The 16,486-nt window shown below is 56.8% G+C and carries 18 protein-coding genes and 1 pseudogene; 8 read left to right on the top strand and 11 right to left on the bottom strand.

Annotation, left to right across the window (positions count from 1 at the left end):
* Positions 1–119: 119 nt before the first annotated feature.
* The 3 genes from gorA to CFII64_RS30630 form a co-directional block, all read right to left on the bottom strand.
* On the bottom strand, positions 120–1,487 hold the full coding sequence (gorA, locus tag CFII64_RS26215) for a glutathione-disulfide reductase (protein ID WP_020293894.1): 1,368 nt from the start codon (positions 1,485–1,487) through the stop codon (positions 120–122).
* Positions 1,488–1,598: 111 nt separating this feature from the next.
* Positions 1,599–2,432, bottom strand: coding sequence for a UTP--glucose-1-phosphate uridylyltransferase GalU (galU, locus tag CFII64_RS26210; RefSeq protein ID WP_020293893.1), 834 nt, complete (start codon positions 2,430–2,432; stop codon positions 1,599–1,601).
* A gap of 60 nt (positions 2,433–2,492) precedes the next feature.
* The gene (locus CFII64_RS30630; protein ID WP_324294191.1) at positions 2,493–2,858 is read right to left on the bottom strand and encodes a UDP binding domain-containing protein; all 366 of its coding nucleotides are present in this window, start codon (positions 2,856–2,858) and stop codon (positions 2,493–2,495) included.
* 35 nt (positions 2,859–2,893) lie between these two features.
* On the opposite strand from CFII64_RS30630, the gene CFII64_RS26205 reads away from it, so the two are divergent.
* Entirely contained in the window at positions 2,894–3,082 is a 189-nt protein-coding gene (locus CFII64_RS26205; RefSeq protein ID WP_020293892.1) for a hypothetical protein, read from the top strand.
* Between the two features lie 126 nt (positions 3,083–3,208).
* Positions 3,209–3,490 carry a hypothetical protein gene (locus CFII64_RS26200; RefSeq protein WP_044901730.1) on the top strand — a complete coding sequence of 94 codons (282 nt, stop codon included), beginning with the start codon at positions 3,209–3,211 and terminating at the stop codon, positions 3,488–3,490.
* A 63-nt stretch (positions 3,491–3,553) separates the two neighbouring features.
* On the opposite strand, the gene CFII64_RS26195 is transcribed toward CFII64_RS26200, so the two are convergent.
* Positions 3,554–3,904, bottom strand: coding sequence for a hypothetical protein (locus CFII64_RS26195; protein ID WP_020293890.1), 351 nt, complete (start codon positions 3,902–3,904; stop codon positions 3,554–3,556).
* A 169-nt stretch (positions 3,905–4,073) separates the two neighbouring features.
* Between CFII64_RS26195 and CFII64_RS26190 the strand changes: the two genes are divergently transcribed.
* Genes CFII64_RS26190 through alkB form a run of 3 tightly spaced genes read left to right on the top strand, consistent with a single transcriptional unit; the run spans position 4,074 to position 5,288 of the window.
* Positions 4,074–4,379 carry a DUF1883 domain-containing protein gene (locus CFII64_RS26190; RefSeq protein ID WP_020293889.1) on the top strand — a complete coding sequence of 102 codons (306 nt, stop codon included), beginning with the start codon at positions 4,074–4,076 and terminating at the stop codon, positions 4,377–4,379.
* A gap of 25 nt (positions 4,380–4,404) precedes the next feature.
* A complete protein-coding gene (locus CFII64_RS26185; protein ID WP_020293888.1) occupies positions 4,405–4,587 on the top strand; it encodes a hypothetical protein in 183 nt (60 codons plus the stop codon).
* Positions 4,588–4,607: 20 nt separating this feature from the next.
* Positions 4,608–5,288: a DNA oxidative demethylase AlkB gene (alkB, locus tag CFII64_RS26180; RefSeq protein ID WP_020293887.1), complete on the top strand. Its 681-nt coding sequence runs from the start codon at positions 4,608–4,610 to the stop codon at positions 5,286–5,288.
* Between the two features lie 16 nt (positions 5,289–5,304).
* Here alkB and CFII64_RS26175 read toward each other — a convergent pair.
* The 4 genes and pseudogenes from CFII64_RS26175 to gnd all read right to left on the bottom strand — a co-directional run.
* Positions 5,305–7,128, bottom strand: a pseudogene (locus CFII64_RS26175) (glycoside hydrolase family 15 protein); the annotation flags it as partial.
* Positions 7,129–7,179: 51 nt separating this feature from the next.
* On the bottom strand, positions 7,180–7,998 hold the full coding sequence (locus tag CFII64_RS26170) for a Cof-type HAD-IIB family hydrolase (RefSeq protein ID WP_020293885.1): 819 nt from the start codon (positions 7,996–7,998) through the stop codon (positions 7,180–7,182).
* Positions 7,991–9,523, bottom strand: coding sequence for a glucose-6-phosphate dehydrogenase (gene zwf, locus CFII64_RS26165; protein WP_020293884.1), 1,533 nt, complete (start codon positions 9,521–9,523; stop codon positions 7,991–7,993). The genes CFII64_RS26170 and zwf overlap by 8 nt, the downstream gene beginning before the upstream one ends.
* Positions 9,523–10,500, bottom strand: coding sequence for a phosphogluconate dehydrogenase (NAD(+)-dependent, decarboxylating) (gene gnd, locus CFII64_RS26160; RefSeq protein ID WP_020293883.1), 978 nt, complete (start codon positions 10,498–10,500; stop codon positions 9,523–9,525). The genes zwf and gnd overlap by 1 nt, the downstream gene beginning before the upstream one ends.
* A 316-nt stretch (positions 10,501–10,816) precedes the next feature.
* Between gnd and CFII64_RS26155 the strand changes: the two genes are divergently transcribed.
* Positions 10,817–10,990 carry a DUF6026 family protein gene (locus CFII64_RS26155; RefSeq protein WP_044901702.1) on the top strand — a complete coding sequence of 58 codons (174 nt, stop codon included), beginning with the start codon at positions 10,817–10,819 and terminating at the stop codon, positions 10,988–10,990.
* 349 nt (positions 10,991–11,339) lie between these two features.
* A complete protein-coding gene (locus tag CFII64_RS26150) occupies positions 11,340–13,082 on the top strand; it encodes a phosphoethanolamine transferase CptA (RefSeq protein ID WP_044901701.1) in 1,743 nt (580 codons plus the stop codon).
* Between the two features lie 55 nt (positions 13,083–13,137).
* Here the strand turns inward: CFII64_RS26150 and CFII64_RS26145 are convergent, their stop codons facing one another.
* The 3 genes from CFII64_RS26145 to CFII64_RS26135 form a co-directional block, all read right to left on the bottom strand.
* Positions 13,138–13,446 carry a hypothetical protein gene (locus CFII64_RS26145; protein WP_020293880.1) on the bottom strand — a complete coding sequence of 103 codons (309 nt, stop codon included), beginning with the start codon at positions 13,444–13,446 and terminating at the stop codon, positions 13,138–13,140.
* A gap of 23 nt (positions 13,447–13,469) precedes the next feature.
* On the bottom strand, positions 13,470–13,658 hold the full coding sequence (locus CFII64_RS26140; RefSeq protein WP_156883271.1) for a hypothetical protein: 189 nt from the start codon (positions 13,656–13,658) through the stop codon (positions 13,470–13,472).
* Between the two features lie 140 nt (positions 13,659–13,798).
* The gene (locus tag CFII64_RS26135) at positions 13,799–14,290 is read right to left on the bottom strand and encodes a GNAT family N-acetyltransferase (RefSeq protein ID WP_020293878.1); all 492 of its coding nucleotides are present in this window, start codon (positions 14,288–14,290) and stop codon (positions 13,799–13,801) included.
* Between the two features lie 596 nt (positions 14,291–14,886).
* On the opposite strand from CFII64_RS26135, the gene glgA reads away from it, so the two are divergent.
* The gene (glgA, locus tag CFII64_RS26130) at positions 14,887–16,473 is read left to right on the top strand and encodes a glycogen synthase GlgA (protein WP_020293877.1); all 1,587 of its coding nucleotides are present in this window, start codon (positions 14,887–14,889) and stop codon (positions 16,471–16,473) included.
* Positions 16,474–16,486 lie beyond the last annotated feature (13 nt).

Below are 16,486 nucleotides of genomic sequence, written 5' to 3'. Positions count from 1 at the left end.
CAGGGTGCAGTGGCAGTACTGCCCAAGGATGGTTTCTGCTCAATGGCCGGATCCTTCCAGAAATAGGGGGTGTTGCCGAGTTTCATCCGTGAATCTCGGGTGAGCGTGTGTCGGGTTAATCAGGCTTGCTTGGGTGCAACCGGCGTGCGCATGGTCACGAACTCTTCAGCCAGTGTCGGATGCACCCCAATGGTGTCGTCGAAAATGCGTTTGGTTGCGCCGGCCTTCAACGCGATTGCCAGACTCTGGACAATTTCACCGGCATCCGGACCGACCATATGGCACCCGAGAACCTTATCGGTAGCGGCGTCCACCACCAGCTTCATCAGGGTGCGCTCTTGATTGTCGGTCAGGGTCAGCTTCATCGGCCTGAAGCGGCTTTCGAAGATCTTCACGTCGTGGCCGGCCTTGCGCGCATCTTCTTCGGAGAGGCCAACCGTACCGATGTTCGGCAGGCTGAATACCGCAGTGGGAATGTGCGAGTAATCCACCGGTCGATACTGATCAGGTTGAAACAGCCGCCGCGCCACGGCCATGCCTTCGGCCAGGGCGACCGGCGTGAGCTGTACGCGACCGATCACATCGCCAATGGCCAGGATTGAAGGCTCGCTGGTCTGGTAGTGCTCATTCACATCGACAAAGCCGTCTTTGTTGAGCTTGACGTCGACGGTTTCCAGGCCAAGGTTGTCGAGCATGGGGCGGCGGCCAGTGGCATAGAACACGCAATCGGTGTTCAACGAGCTGCCATCTTCAAGATGCGCCTGCAGCGTGCCATCGGCCAGCTTCTCGATACGCTGGATATTGGAGTTGAAACGAACCTCCATGCCGCGTTTGGTGAGCTCTTCATGCAAGTGCGTACGTACGCTGCCATCGAAGCCGCGCAGGAACATCTCGCCGCGATACATCAGCGTGGTGTCGGCGCCCAGGCCATGGAAAATCGAAGCAAATTCCACCGCAATGTATCCACCACCGACAACGACGATGCGCTTGGGCAGTTCTTTTAGAAAGAAGGCTTCGTTGGAATTGATCGCGTGCTCGCGGCCCGGAATTTCAGGCATTTGCGGCCAGCCGCCGGTGGCGATGAGGATGTGTTCGGCGCTGTAGGTCTGGCCGTTGATCAACACCTGGTTCGGTCCGGTCAGCTGTGCGTGACCTTCCAGCAGCGTTACGCCGCTGTTGACCAGCAGATTGCGATAGATGCCGTTGAGGTGCTGGATTTGCTTGTCTTTATTGGCGATCAGTGTGGACCAGTTGAAATCCGGTTCGCCGCTGGTCCAGCCGAAGCTCTTGGCTTGCTCGAAGTCTTCCGCAAAGTGGGCGCCATAGACCAGAAACTTCTTGGGCACGCAACCCACATTGACACAGGTACCGCCCAGATAACGGCTTTCGGCAACCGCCACGCGAGCACCAAATCCTGCAGCGAACCGGCCCGCGCGGACGCCACCGGAGCCAGCGCCAATTACAAAGAGGTCGAAATCGTAAGCCATGTGAGTCTCCTGAACAGAACGACAGCATAACCGCTTAGTGTTCAGTCAGAAACGACAAAGCCACCCGAAGGTGGCTTTGTCCTACAAAAAAGTCTGAAAGATCTCAGAGCTTTAGCTGCCTTTTTTGTAGAAATGCTCGAAGCAGAAGTTGGTTGCTTCGATGTAGCCTTCAGCGCCACCGCAGTCGAAGCGAGTGCCTTTGAACTTGTAGGCCAGCACGTTACCTTCAGCAGCCTGCTTCATCAGGGCGTCGGTGATCTGGATTTCACCGCCTTTGCCCGGCTCTGTCGCTTCGATTTTTTCGAAGATGTCCGGCGTCAGGATGTAACGACCAATGATCGCCAGGTTGGAGGGCGCATCTTCTGGTTTCGGCTTTTCAACCATGTCCGTCACGCGAAACAGACCTGGCTTGATTTCTTCACCGGCAATAACGCCGTACTTCTGGGTTTCGCTTGGATCAACTTCCTGAATGGCAACGATCGAGCAGCCGTAATGCTTGTGCAGCTTGACCATCTGGGCCAGTACACCCTCGCCGTCGAGGTTTACACACAAGTCATCGGCCAGAACCACGGCGAATGCCTCGTTACCAATCAGCGGGCGACCACTGAGGATCGCGTGACCCAGACCTTTCATTTCGGTCTGGCGAGTGTAGGAAAAGCTGCACTCATCGATCAGGCGACGAATACCGACCAGGTATTTTTCCTTGTCGGTGCCTTTGATTTGATTTTCCAGCTCATAGCTGATGTCGAAATGGTCTTCGAGAGCACGTTTGCCACGACCCGTGACGATGGAGATTTCATTCAGACCTGCATCAAGTGCTTCTTCCACGCCGTATTGGATCAGTGGCTTGTTGACCACCGGCAGCATTTCCTTGGGCATGGCTTTGGTCGCTGGCAAAAAGCGAGTGCCGTAACCGGCTGCTGGGAACAAGCATTTTTTGATCATAAAAGTCCTTGATAAGGGCTGTGGGTGATTGCGGCGCAGTCTAATCAGGCGGAGGTCACCTTACAATGCCCCGCCGCTGGCCGTTCCGATGCCATGGTAGAGGAATCCCTGAGCAGATAGTTCCGCAAAATCATAGATAGTGCGACCATCGAACAGCACCCACATACGCCTGAGACCTCGTATACGGGCTAAATCTGGCTGGCGAAACTGCTTCAAATCGGTGACCAGAACAACTGCATCTGTGCCCTCTACACAGCTGTACAACGACCCGTGCAAGCGTAGCTGAAGCGATAGCGTTGTGTAGGAATATTGCGCTGCAAGAAGTCGCGTCTTTCGCACTATCACCCGAGCGCCGACATCTGCAGCGCGAACTGCTTGCGACCCTGTGACGCGGGGGCGACAGCCAGATGGCAGGCGCTTTATCATGGGCGGCTTGCACACTACTGAACGAGGCAGTTTCGATGTCGGACGTAAAAAGCGTAAACGGGTATCTGATCAAAAAACTTGAAGACAGCCAATGGTGGGTAACGGCCGCTGATGGCGAGTCAATTGCCGGACCATTCGCAACTGAGAGCGCAGCCATCGAGGTCGCTGCCGTGTTGCAGGATCAGCCCAAGGCAGCACGCCGCCGGTCCAGCACCAAGCCTTGATCGCGATCTGGTCGCGCCTGATCTTAAGGTTATCCCGATGATGTCGGAACGATGGCATATTCGCTGTGTCGAACCTGCGAACCGCAACTTTTCCTCCTTAGCCTTACCATGAAGCGCAAAAAAAACATGATCAGACTTTTGTCCGTTATTGCTGTACTGGGCCTTGCTGGCTGTGCGACTGCATCTAACACCTACATGAAAAACGGTAAGCAAGGCCTGAGCATTGATTGCTCGGGCGAAGCCATGTCATGGGCCAGCTGTTACGAAAAGGCTGACGCCTCCTGTGCCGGCACGGGTTACGAGATTGTCGGCACCGACGGCACGCCGCAGCCCAAAGAAGCTGACAAGACTCTGGGCGTTGACGTGGGCAATTTCAAAAGCCGGAGCGTGCTGGTGGTTTGCAAATAACGTTTCAACCGCGCGAACCCGTGTCGTTCCTTGTGAAGGCCGCCATTGCGCGGCCGGAACGCATCAACCGGAAATACAGGCAGTGGCCGCACGCTGGACGTCTTTGGGCCGCAGCGGCAAGTTCGACAAGCGTTCATAAACCTTGATAGAGCTGCCGCCTGAGCGCGTTTCGATATCCAGGATGGCGGCCGGATCTTTGTTGAGTTTTTGCGCAACGATCACCCGTAAACCATCGCGATGCGGCTCAATGGTTGGCGGTTTGCGACTGTCGGCAATTTTATTCACGAAACAATCGGCATATTCCTGCGGATTTTTGCCAGACATCACGTTCATCGTGGCCGGTGTGTGTTCGATGTCCGCGACGGTGGCACAACCGGTCATCGCGAGGGCTAAAATGACAACACCCAATTTCATACAATCCTCCCAAATAAAAGTGCTACGACAAGCGTGGGGGCGATTAAATCCCGGTTAGGACACTTTTAGCCAGAAACACTGCAATAAAGTTTCAATCGCCGGGTAATGCCGGGGCTCACCATGCTATCGTTTTGGTTTTTCGAAAAAAGCCTTACCGTCGGAGACATTCATGAAATTCGTACACCAGCGCGAGCACCTCAACGAAGACGACCTGGTCGTTATCGAGTGCTCCCAGCTCTGCAATATCCGCCTGATGAACGATTCGAACTTCCGCAGTTTCAAAAATGGCGGGCGCCACACTTATCATGGCGGCGCTTTTGACAGGTTCCCGGCCAAGATCGCAGCGCCCAGCACTGGCTTCTGGAACATCACCATTGATACGGCCGGTCGCAAACTGGACACCAATGGCGGACGCAAAAGCACGTTCACGCATTCGATCAAAATCGTCCGTCGTTCGACCACACGACTGAGCTGATCACAGCCTTTACCAAGGAGATCTCTTGAATACGCCTGCGACACCGACGACCAAATTCGCCATCAGCTACAAGCTCAATGGCGAACGCCGCTTCGAATTTGCTCAATTGAGTTCAGCTTCGGTTGAGGAAGCGCGTGCGGCACTGGAAAAAATGCACGATCAGAGCGGCGACACCATCTCTGATGTCAAAGTCAGCAAAGCTTTATAAGCCCTGCCCGCCTGCACACCATGAAGCGCGAAGGCAACACTCCACTGACGTTCGATCTGTTCAGCGATGATCCGCAGCAGGCTGAGCCTGCGGTTGAACAGATCGGTCCTTGCTCCTGGGTATTGCGCAACTTCGCGATGCCCTGGATCGAGCGCGCGCTTCCCGCATTGGAGGGCGTGCTGGTCAAGGCGCCATTTCGGCATATGGTAACTCCCGGTGGTTTCACCATGTCTGCCGCACTCAGCAGTTGCGGCAGTTTTGGCTGGACGACCGACCGTCATGGCTATCGCTACAGCGCCACAGACCCACAAACCAGCCAGCCCTGGCCGCCGATACCGGAAGCGCTGATCCAGCTCGCCCACGAGGCGGCAGCCGCCGCCGGCTTCCCCGGATTCACCCCTGACGCCTGCCTGATCAACCGCTACGTTCCGGGCGCGAAGATGTCTTTGCATCAGGACAAGGACGAACAGGATCTGCAATGGCCGGTGGTATCCGTGTCATTGGGAATTGCGGCAGTGTTTTTGTTTGGCGGCTTCGAGCGCAAGGACAAGGCACAGCGGATCGTCTTGCAGCACGGCGATGTGGTGGTCTGGGGCGGTGTTGATCGCCTGCGGTTTCACGGCGTGTTGCCGATCAAGCCGGCAGAGCACCCGCTGCTGGGCGAACAGCGGATCAACATCACCTTCAGAAAAGCCATGTAGTCATACAGCTGATGATTTATTCAGCAGTTGCCGCCTCACACATTGCCCGAGCCTTGACCGGGCACATCACGCGGTGCAGGTTCAACGCCGTGTTGATGATGCCGATGTGACTGAATGCCTGGGGAAAATTGCCCAGCATGCGCTTACTGCGCGGGTCATATTGTTCAGCCAGCAGCCCGACATCGTTGCACAGCGCGCATAAGCGGTCGAACAGCTCCCTGGCTTCCTGGCGCCGCCCGAGCAGGACATAGACGTCCGCCAGCCAAAACGAGCAGACCAGAAACGTCCCTTCACTGCCGGATACGCCGTCCGCGCTGTGGTCACTGTCGTAACGCAACAGCAAGCCATCCTGCATCAGGCCGCGCTCGATCTGCGCGACCGTTCCTACCACTCGCGGGTCGTCGGCCGGCAAAAAACCTGTCAACGCGATTTGCAGCAGACTGGCGTCCAGCGCTTTGGCACCGTAGGTCTGGACGAAACTGCCCAACTCCGGATCAAAGCCATTCAGACACACATCCGCGTGAATCTGGTCAGCGACGCTGCGGTAATGCTGCGCCAATGCCCGGTCTTCATCGGTGACAGCGGTCTGCGCAATCAGCGACGCGTTGCGGTCGAAGGCGACCCAGGTCATGACTTTGGAATGGGTAAAATGCCGTGGCTCTGCGCGAATCTCCCAGATGCCTTTGTCCGGCATATGCCAGACCTTCTCAAGGAACGGCATGATGACTTTCGAGATCGCTACGCTGCGCGGCAGGCGTGGCAGGCCGCCCTTCAACGCCTGGGTCATGGCATCAGCGACTTCGCCATAGACATCCAGCTGCATTTGCGTCGCCGCCGCGTTGCCGATGCGAACCGGTTTGGAGTTTTCGTAACCGCTCAACCAGGGCAACTCATATTCCGGCAGACGCCGTTCGCCGCCCAAGCCGTACATGATCTGGATCTGCTCCGGATTACCCGCCACTGAGCGCAGCAGCCATTCACGCCATGCCGACGCTTCCTCGAAATACCCCAGGTTCATGAACGCCAGCAACGTCATGGTTGCATCACGCAGCCAGCAAAACCGGTAATCCCAGTTGCGCTCGCCACCCAATTGCTCGGGCAAGGAAGTGGTGACTGCCGCAACGATGCCGCCGGTGGGCGCATAGGTCATGGCCTTGAGGGTGATCAGCGAACGCTTGACCTGGCCAGTCCATTGCCCGACGTCAGGGCAGCGATCGGAAAACTCGCGCCAGAAACCCTCGGTACGCTGTAACTCCTGCTCGGTATCGATTGCCGTTTGCAGGGGTTCCGTTGAAGCCTGATAGCTCAATATGAACGTCTCGCGATGGCCCGCCGTGACACGAAAATCGCAGCCGGTATGGTGATCCAGCGCGTGCAGGGTTTCGGTGGCGCGCAACACCAGCATTTCCGGCCCGGCAATCGCCGTCAATGTCTCGCCGTCTCGGTTTTCCACCCAGGGCACGGTGCTGCCGTAATCGAAACGGATAGCCAGGTCCATACCAAAGGCGACTTCACCCTCAAGCCCGACCACGATGCGTACCACGTGACTGCCTTCGTTGACGGGCATGAAATCGATGAGCATGGCTCGACCGCTTTCGGTCTGGAACACCGTTTCCAGGATCAAGGTCCCCTCGCGATACCGTCGCTCGGTAAAGACAACCGGCTCTTTTGGCGAGATCTTCCAGCGGCCGTTATCGCTCGAGCCCAGCAACGCCGCAAAGCAGGCCGGCGCATCGAAGCGTGGGAAACACAACCAGTCCAGCGACCCGTCCCTGGCGACCAGCGCGGCAGTCTTGCAGTTGCCGAGCAATGCGTAGTCTTCGATCAGTGCAGCCATGGAAAGCGTCCGCCATCGTGGAAGTGTTCGTTACCTGCGCGCCGCACAGCTTGCTCAGCGCGGCAGGATGTAGCGCTCAATAGCCGCAGCGACGCCGTCTTCGAGGTTGCTGCCCGTCACGTGATCCGCCTCTCGGCGCACGCTTTCTTCGCCTTGCCCCATGGCGATAGAAAGACCGGCCTGATGGAACATGGCAACATCATTGCCACCGTCGCCAATGGCAGCGGTCTGCACGGGCTCAATGCCAAACAGTTCGGCCAGGGTCAACAACGCCTTGCCTTTATTGGCGTCCAGCGCCGTGACGTCCAGATAATACAGCTGCGAACGCGCGGCCAGCGCCAGCCCGGCGATAAGCGGATTGAGCTGCGACTCAAGACGCTTGAGCAGTTCGAAATCCTTGCTTGCAGCGACGATCTTGTCTACTCGGCCGATGTACGGCTCGAAGCTCTCAACTTGCACCGGCTCGTAACCCAGGGTCGTGCGCTCGTGGTCAACGTAGTCGCCCGCAGGATCAATCAGCAACCATTGATCATCGGCAAATACCCAAAGCGATACCGGGTAATCGGCAAACAGATTGATGCAGGTGCGTGCCGCCTCCTCAGCAATTCGATAGGCTTTGAGCACGCTGCCGTCAGGGTTGATGATATTGCCGCCGTTGAATGCCACCGAGGGCAGATCGATGCCCAAGGCCTCGATCTGCTGGCGCATGGCCCGGGGCGGACGACTGCTCGCGACCGTGAACAGAATTCCGGCTGCCCTGAGTCGTGCAACGGCGTCGATATTGGCCTGGCTCAGGCTGTGATCGGGACGCAGGAGCGTGCCGTCAATATCGGAAAGCAGGAATTTGATGGGGCGTTCAGTTCGCTCAGACATCGATATCCCGCCATTCACGACCATCACGAGCCAGCAGATCATCAGCAGCGGCCGGGCCGTCTTCGCCAGCTTTATAGAACTCGACTTGCGGGTTCTTCTGCCAGGCATCCAGGAACGGCTGCACGGCACGCCAGCCGTTTTCAATATTGTCAGCGCGCTGGAACAGCGTCTGATCGCCGGTCAGGCAGTCATAGATCAGCGTTTCGTAACCGGTGGACGGCTGCATTTCGAAGAAGTCCTTGTAGGCAAAGCCCAACTCGATATCTTCCATATCCAGCGTCGGCCCTGGTCGCTTGGCGAACAGGTCAAACCACATGCCTTCATTGGGCTGGATCTGGATTCTCAGAAAATTGGGCTTGAGGCGGTCCACTTCGGTATCACGGAACTGTGCATAAGGTGCCGGCTTGAACGAAATTGCGATTTCGGTACTCCGCACGCCCATGCGCTTACCGGTGCGCAGGTAAAACGGCACGCCGACCCAGCGCCAGTTATCAACCATCACTTTGAGTGCTACGAACGTTTCCGTAGTGCTGTCCGGCTCGACCTTGCTCTCCTGGCGATAACCGGGAATATCCTTGCCGTCCTTGCTGTTTTCCGCGTACTGGCCGCGCACGGAATTGGCCAGGGCCTCCTGCTCGGACCAGGGACGAATCGCGCCGACCACCTTGGCCTTTTCGCCACGAACTGCATCGGCGCCGAACGCTGCGGGTGGCTCCATGGCGACCATTGCCAGCAGCTGAAACAGGTGATTGGGCACCATGTCCCGCAGCGCGCCGGTGTGCTCGTAAAAACTGCCCCGGGTCTCGACGCCGACGGTTTCCGCCGCAGTGATCTGCACGTGATCGATGTAGTGGTTGTTCCAGAACGACTCGAACAGCCCGTTGGAAAACCGGCTGACCAGAATGTTCTGCACGGTTTCCTTGCCCAGATAGTGATCGATCCGGTAAATCTGCTTCTCGCTCATCACCTTCAGCAAGCAGGCATTCAGTGCGACCGCACTGGGCAGGTCGGAGCCGAAGGGTTTTTCGATGACGACACGCCGAAAAGCCTCTTCGCTTTCCACCAGCAAACCCGAGGAGCCCAGGCGCTGCGCCACTTCGCTGAAGAAACGCGGCGCCGTCGCGAGATAAAACACGGCATTCCCGGTGCCGGTGCTTTCAATCTTGCTGCCGATGTCGGCATAGGTGGAATCGTCGAGAAAGTCACCTTGCACGTAACTGATCCGGCTCGCCAGGCGCTCCCACAACTCAGCGTCAAGCGGCTCCTTGCCGCCCTCCGCCACTTTGCCAGCGGCTTCCTGGCGGATGAAATCTTCCAGTTTCTTGGCGAAATCGGCATCGCTGATTGCATTGTGGTCGACACCGACGATATGCAGGTTATCGTCGACCAGACCATCACGGAACAGGTTGTAGAGCGCGGGCATCAGCAAGCGTTTGACCAGATCGCCATGGGCGCCGAACAGAAACAGTGTCGTAGGCGGCGCAACGACGGGCGTTTGCTGAGACGAACTGCGCGACAAACCCATTACTTTGGCCCCTCCTTGTGGCCGCCAAAGCCGAAGCGCATGGCCGAAAGCAACTTGTCAGCGTAGGAGCTCTTCTGCCGCGAACGGAAACGGGCAAACAGCGCACTGGAAAGTACCGGCACCGGAACGGCCTGTTCCATGGCGGCCTCAATGGTCCAGCGGCCTTCACCACTGTCAGCCACTGCGCCGGAATAGGCGTCCAGCTGAGGATCGGTCGCCAGAGCATCGGCGGTCAGGTCAAGCAGCCAGGACGAAACCACGCTACCGCGACGCCAGACCTCGGCGATATCAGCCATGTTCAAGTCAAAACGTTGTTCAACCGGGAGGTTTTCCGAATTTTTCTGCTTGAGGATGTCGAAACCCTCGGCAAAAGCTTGCATCATTCCGTACTCAATGCCGTTGTGGATCATCTTGACGAAATGCCCCGAACCCGCCGGACCTGCATGAATATAGCCGCGTTCGGCTCGGTCATCCGCAGAATCACGGCCTTTTGTGCGCTCTACCGAACCATAGCCCGGCGCCAGGGTTTCGAACAGTGGATCCAGGCGACGCACGATGTCGGTTTCGCCACCGATCATCATGCAGTAACCGCGCTCCAGGCCCCAGACGCCACCGGAGGTGCCGACGTCCACGTAGTGCAAACCTTTGGCCGTGAGGGCCTTGGCGCGGCGGACGTCATCTTTGTAGAAGGTATTGCCGCCGTCGATGATCACATCGTCAGCGTCAAGCAACCCGCTCAACACCTCAATGGTTTCTTCGGTCGGATCGCCAGCCGGGAGCATGACCCAGATGGCCCGCGGTTTATCCATCGCCGCAACCATGGCGGCAAGATCAGCGACAGCCGTCGAGCCTTCTTTGGCCAACACGCTACGCGATGCTTCATCGCGATCAAACACCACTGTGGTGTGGCCGTTGAGCATCAAACGTCTTGCGATATTGCCGCCCATGCGGCCCAGCCCAACAATTCCAAGTTGCATGTGGCCTTGCTCCTAAATTCGTAGAAAAGGTGCCTCAAATCCGGCTCACCCTCGGGAGAGCCTTGCATGAGGGGTTAGTCCTGAAAGGTCGGACATCGGTTCCCGTCGACAGCGAAAGCGTATTTTCAGACTGTCGGATAAAGCCATTCTGTCGCGATTGCGAAACGTTCGCGACCATTGAAAATAAAAAAGTTCCATTCTCGGGCAAAAGAAATCAGAATCGGTGCCGATAGAGAGGTATGCAGCGGCAATTCGGCGTTCGATAGTCATTGCAACAGGCCTTTCAGGTTAAATCCCGCCATTCGCGAGGTGAGCAATGAGCACACTACTACCAGCACTTGCACCACAAACCCTCTATGTCACTGTCCGCCGTGACGAACTGCGCAAGCTTAAAGAAGAGCGCGAGCAATTGCAGAAAAAGGTCGCTCACCTCAGCCTCATGCTGCAACAGTCACAGCCAAGCCAGTCACTTACTGCGCTGCACGCCTGACCTCTTCTGCACTTTTAAGCCTCTGCATTATCGATCATCACGGCAAGCCGATTCGCCGGCTTGCCCGTCTATGACTCCCCCCCTCCTCTTAGCCCTCAAGATTTGCCTCGGTCACGCGCCGTGCGTTGCTTCGACTGCCCTATTGTTCAAGGACACATTCTGTAACGCCTGTGCGCTGACTGTCACCACTGCCCGCCTCAATCGGCGACATTTTTTTCACACCCGCGTCGCAATACTGCCGCCCCCTGTGAAATGCCCCTGGTTCTGCGCCTCACCGCACCAGGGACGTGACGAGTGGCCGGGACCTTAATTCCGGACCGCTCAACTGAATGATGAGCTGGAGCGCTTGATGACAATGGTTAAACGGAGCGATACGACTCCGAAAGGTTTTGACTGGGCTGGCCTTGCCTGGCTGTTCGTTTTCTTCTGGTACTTCTCGGGCATTACCCAATTACTGATACAGCTGACCAACACCTCAGGTTTCTCCGGGTTTCGTCAGGCGTTCGTGATGAGCGGTATCTGGCTAGCGCCCATGCTGATGTTCCCGGCCAGGACGCGGATCATGGCGGCAGTCATTGGTGTCGTCCTATGGGCTTGCTCGATGGCCAGCCTGGGATACTTCTTCATCTATCAGCAGGAATTCTCCCAGAGCGTCATCTTCATCATGTTCGAGTCGAACGTGTCGGAAGCAGGCGAGTACGCGACTCAGTACTTCGCCTGGTGGATCGTTCTTGGATTCGTCGCTCACACGGCCTTTGCGATTTTCCTATGGACTCGCCTGCGCCCTGTATACATGCCGCGACGTCGTGCATGGGCGGTAGCCGTGACTTTGCTGGTGGCAATTATTGGCTACCCGCTGGCCAAACAGCTGGCTCGCCACGATGACCTGGCGTCCGGCTTCGAAGCCTTCGAAACCCGAATCGAACCTGCGGTGCCTTGGCAGATGCTGGTGGCTTACCACCGTTACACTCAGCAGCTGGACAGTATGCAAGGCATGCTCCAGAGCAGCAGCAACATTGCGCCCCTGAGTAATCTCAAGGATCAGCAGGCTGATTTACCCGCGACGATGGTGCTGGTCATCGGCGAATCAACCAATCGGCAGCGCATGAGCCTGTATGGCTATCCGCGCCAGACCACCCCGAATCTGGATCAGCTCAAGAATGAGCTGCAAGTCTTCAACAACGTCATTACGCCGCGCCCGTATACCATCGAAGCGTTGCAGCAGGTCCTGACCTTCGCTGACGAAGAAAATCCCGATCTGTTCCTGAAGACGCCGTCGCTGGTCAGCGTGATGAAACAGGCCGGTTACAAGACGTTCTGGATCACTAACCAGCAAACCATGACCAAGCGCAACACCATGCTCACGACCTTCTCCGAGCAGGCCGATGAACAGGTTTATCTGAACAACAACCGCAATCAGAACGCCCGTCAGTACGACGGTGACGTCATCGAGCCGTTCGGCAAGGCCTTGACCGACCCTGCGCCGCGCAAGCTCATCGTGGTGCATTTGCTGGGCACGCACATGAGCTATCAATATCGCTACCCGCCGACTTTCGAAAAGTTCACCGACCGCAAGGGTGTACCTGACGCGATCAGCGACAGCCAGCTCGAGCTGTATAACAGCTACGACAACGCCGTGCTGTACAACGATTTCGTGGTGTCGAGCCTGATCAAGGAATACGCCAAGACTGATCCAAACGGCTTTCTGATGTATCTCTCGGATCACGGCGAAGACGTCTACGATTCACCCGGTCATAACGTCCTGGGCCGCAACGAAGCCAAACCGACGATGCCGATGTATACCGTTCCTTTCATGGTCTACGCCTCACCGAAGTGGCAACAAACCCACAACTGGGATTTCACCAGCATCAAAAACCGGCCTTACACCAGCTCTCAGCTTATCCATACCTGGGCGCAGCTGGCCGGTTTGACGTTTGATGAGCTGGATACGAGCAAGAGTCTGGTCAGTTTCGACTTCAAGGAGCGGCCACGCATGATTGGCGACCCCTATCACGAGAAAGGCCTGACCGATTTCGCACTGCTGCAAGGCGATAAACCCGTACCGCCCACACCGGAAGTTGCCCAGAAGTAATCAGATCGGAATTGGCAACAACAAAGGCCTGTCATCGATGACAGGCTTTTTGCGGTTACTGGCTGGCGACCTTTCGCGGATGCAGGACACTGGACGTCACCGAAGTAATAGACACCCATATCATCGCCAGCGTGCCAATGAAGATGCTGGGCTTGCTGCTACCAAGGACACCGAGAGCCTCAGGCGCGGAAAAATAGGTCAGATTGCCCAGTACAACGGCTGCCACCACACCTGAGCAGGACATGGCGATGATCACGGCGTGGGAGAGTTCCGGGGTTTGGCGGTGATGAAAAGACATCGCCAGATATATCGCTATAAACAGCAGGCTGCTCACTAAAGAACAACTGGTTTGATCCCAAATCATATCGGCCTTCCCTGGCGCTGATTTCAATCCACGAATCGAGTTGCACGAAAACCGAAGACGGCCCCCAGAACTGCGCCGATCACTGCACTGCCCAGGCCGGGTATCAACATGTTCGCGACGGAGGCCCCGCCTATCGTCGTCGCGATTACAGTGACGTCCATTGCACGACTCATCAGGTCGCGCTCCTCACGTTTGGCTTTGCTTCCTGCCATCTCCGTCTCCCTATCGATTCCGGCGCCACCCTGACTGAGCGCGCTGGAAAAAATAGTGCTCGCGTCCGAAGCTGCTTGCAATATGAGGACGAACAATTCAGAACAATCCTACGGGCACCCGAGCCACTGCCGCCTCAGGCTTATAACGGCTTCTGCCAGAACATCGCCTTGCCCATGGCAGGATCAAGTTCATAACCGGCAAAACCTTGTTTCAGATACGCGCCCTGGGCGACCGTGTTGCCTTCGAGCACTTCCAGAGTCAGCTTGCAACAGCCGCGCTGGCGAGCAATCTCTTCCACCTTGGCCAGCATTTTCTGGCTGATCCCGAGGCCGCGCTGTCCATCGATGACCACAACATCGTGGATGTTCACCAAAGGGCGGCACTGGAAGGTCGAAAAACCCTCGAAACAGTTGACCAGGCCGACCGGCTGACCGCCAACGAACGCCAGGACGCTAAAGGCATGGGGGCGCTTGGCCAGTTCAACAGCCAGTTGCTGTTGCGTATCGAGGGACAGGGATTCGCCACCGCCCATGACGTCCTGCGCGTATTGATTGAGCAAGAAGCCAATGGCTTCAGCGTGAACCGGATTGGTGTAACTCGCTTGCAGTACCAACACCTCTGGGGATTCCATTTCCTTCCTCATCTGACTGCTTTAGATGGGCCTCTTCCGGAGGATTCGGCCCTGGGCCGCTGATTCTATCTCGCTGCGCGCCAAAATGTTCCCGCAGGATCGCACTTCTTTGCACGGGTGCCCTCGCAGCTGGCGAGGTGCGCACCAGGAAACAGCACTTGAGCACCTTCGGCGTACCTTAAATGCTCATAACGGCAATACACCGAGCGCCAAGGCGCCTATAGTGGATCAATTGTCGAACAATCCGACGGCCGGTAATCGTAGGATTTTTTCGCCAAAGGCCGCTCTAAAAAAGAGCATTACGCTACTTCAGCGCTTCTCAGTCCCCGATCTTGCTCGACCTAAAGTCCGTGCCAAGCCGCATTCCAGACATTTCCGACAAAAAAAGTCGAAACTTCTCGAATACCCATGGGTCAGCTTACTAGAGCGCCTATGCTGTTGGCAGCGTGCCAAAAACAGGCGCTGTCGCTCTGTCCAGTCTCAACGCAAACGGTAAATGGGTACTGATCTTGCGTAGTGCTTTTATGCCCGGCCATAGGACATGGCCAATAAAAACTCAAGTGCAGTACTAACACTGTATTAAATGGGAGAAAACGATGATAAGCGCCGCTGTCAAAACCCAGAAGGGAGAGAGTTTTAATCAGCCGGCCAGCGAGCTGACTCATCTGCCGGTTTTCGCTACGACGAGCGTTCCACTGCTGCAACTGCCTACCTCACAGCCAATGATTGCTCCAGTCAACAGGCGTAAAGTCCTGTTCGTGACGTCGGAACTGGCTGACCTGGTCAAAACCGGGGGGTTGGGCGATGTGTCTGCCGCGCTGCCGCGAGCCATGCGTCACCTGCACGACGTCCGTGTGCTGATACCCGGCTATCCACAGGTCCTCAATAGCGGCAATCCGATTCATGTCATCAGTCAGTTAGGAGGCCACGCTGCCCTTCCTCCTTGCAAGATCGGCCGGATGGACATGAAGGACGGTCTGGTCATTTACGTACTGATCTGCCCTGAGCTGTATGAACGCGAAGGCACCCCATACGCCGACAACAACGGCCGTGACTGGTCGGATAACCACATTCGTTTCGCTCGTTTGGGACTGGCCGCTGCCGAATTTGCCGCAGGGGCTGTCAAGACACAGTGGTGTCCGGAGCTGGTTCACGCCCATGACTGGCCTGCGGGGCTTGCACCGGCCTATATGCGCTGGCGCGGGCAGACCACGCCGAGCATTTTCACGATCCATAACCTGGCCTATCAGGGAACCGTCAGCACCGGTTCAAGCCGCGAGTTGGGGATTCCCGACGAAGCACTTGGCGCTGACGGCATGGAGTTTTACGGCAAGCTGTCGTTCATCAAGGCGGGCATGGCTTACGCCAGCCATATCACGACGGTCAGCGCGACTTATGCCAAGGAAATCACCACGCCTGAGTTTGGTTGCGGGCTGGAAGGCTTCCTGCAGAGCAAGGCCAATCGCGGTCAGCTCAGCGGCATCCCCAATGGCATCGATGCCAGCTGGGATGCGGCGACCGATGAGCACCTGATTTGCCATTTCTCGGCCAATGAGTGGCAGCGTAAGGAAATAAACGCCGATCACGTGCGGGAGTTGTTCGAACTTGAACCTTCTACCGGTCCGCTGTTTGCCGTGGTTTCGCGACTGGTTTACCAAAAAGGCCTGGACCTGACCATCGGTGTCGCCGAGCACATTGTCGAGCAAGGCGGTCAAATCGCGATCATTGGCCGAGGCGAGCCTGAGGAAGAAGATGCTATGCGCGAGCTGGCACTGCGCTTCCCTGGCCAGATCGGCGTACGGATCGGCTTCAACGAAACCGATGCGCGACGCATGTTTGCTGGCAGCGATTTCTTGCTCATGCCTTCGCGCTACGAGCCTTGTGGCTTGAGCCAGATGTACGCCCAGCGCTTTGGTTCGCTGCCCATTGCGCGCAATACCGGCGGCCTGGCAGACACGATTGAAGATGGCGTCACTGGTTTTCTGTTCGATGAATCAACGGTCGAGAGTTACACCGAAGCCTTGAATCGAGCTTTGAAAGTATTCGCCAATCCGGCGCTGCTCAATGCCATGCGCTGCAGAGCGATGGCCGCCCCTTTCAACTGGCACCAAGCGGTAGAGCCATACGCAGAGCTTTATCAGGACCTGTTGAAAAAGAACGTGGGTGTTTCTCTTCATTACTAACAAGGGGTAGCTG

It is taken from the genome of Pseudomonas sp. CFII64, assembly GCF_000416235.1.
Lineage (GTDB): Bacteria > Pseudomonadota > Gammaproteobacteria > Pseudomonadales > Pseudomonadaceae > Aquipseudomonas.
The sequence above is the reverse complement of the archived record's forward strand: the minus strand, read 5'-3'. Positions and strand labels throughout refer to the sequence as shown.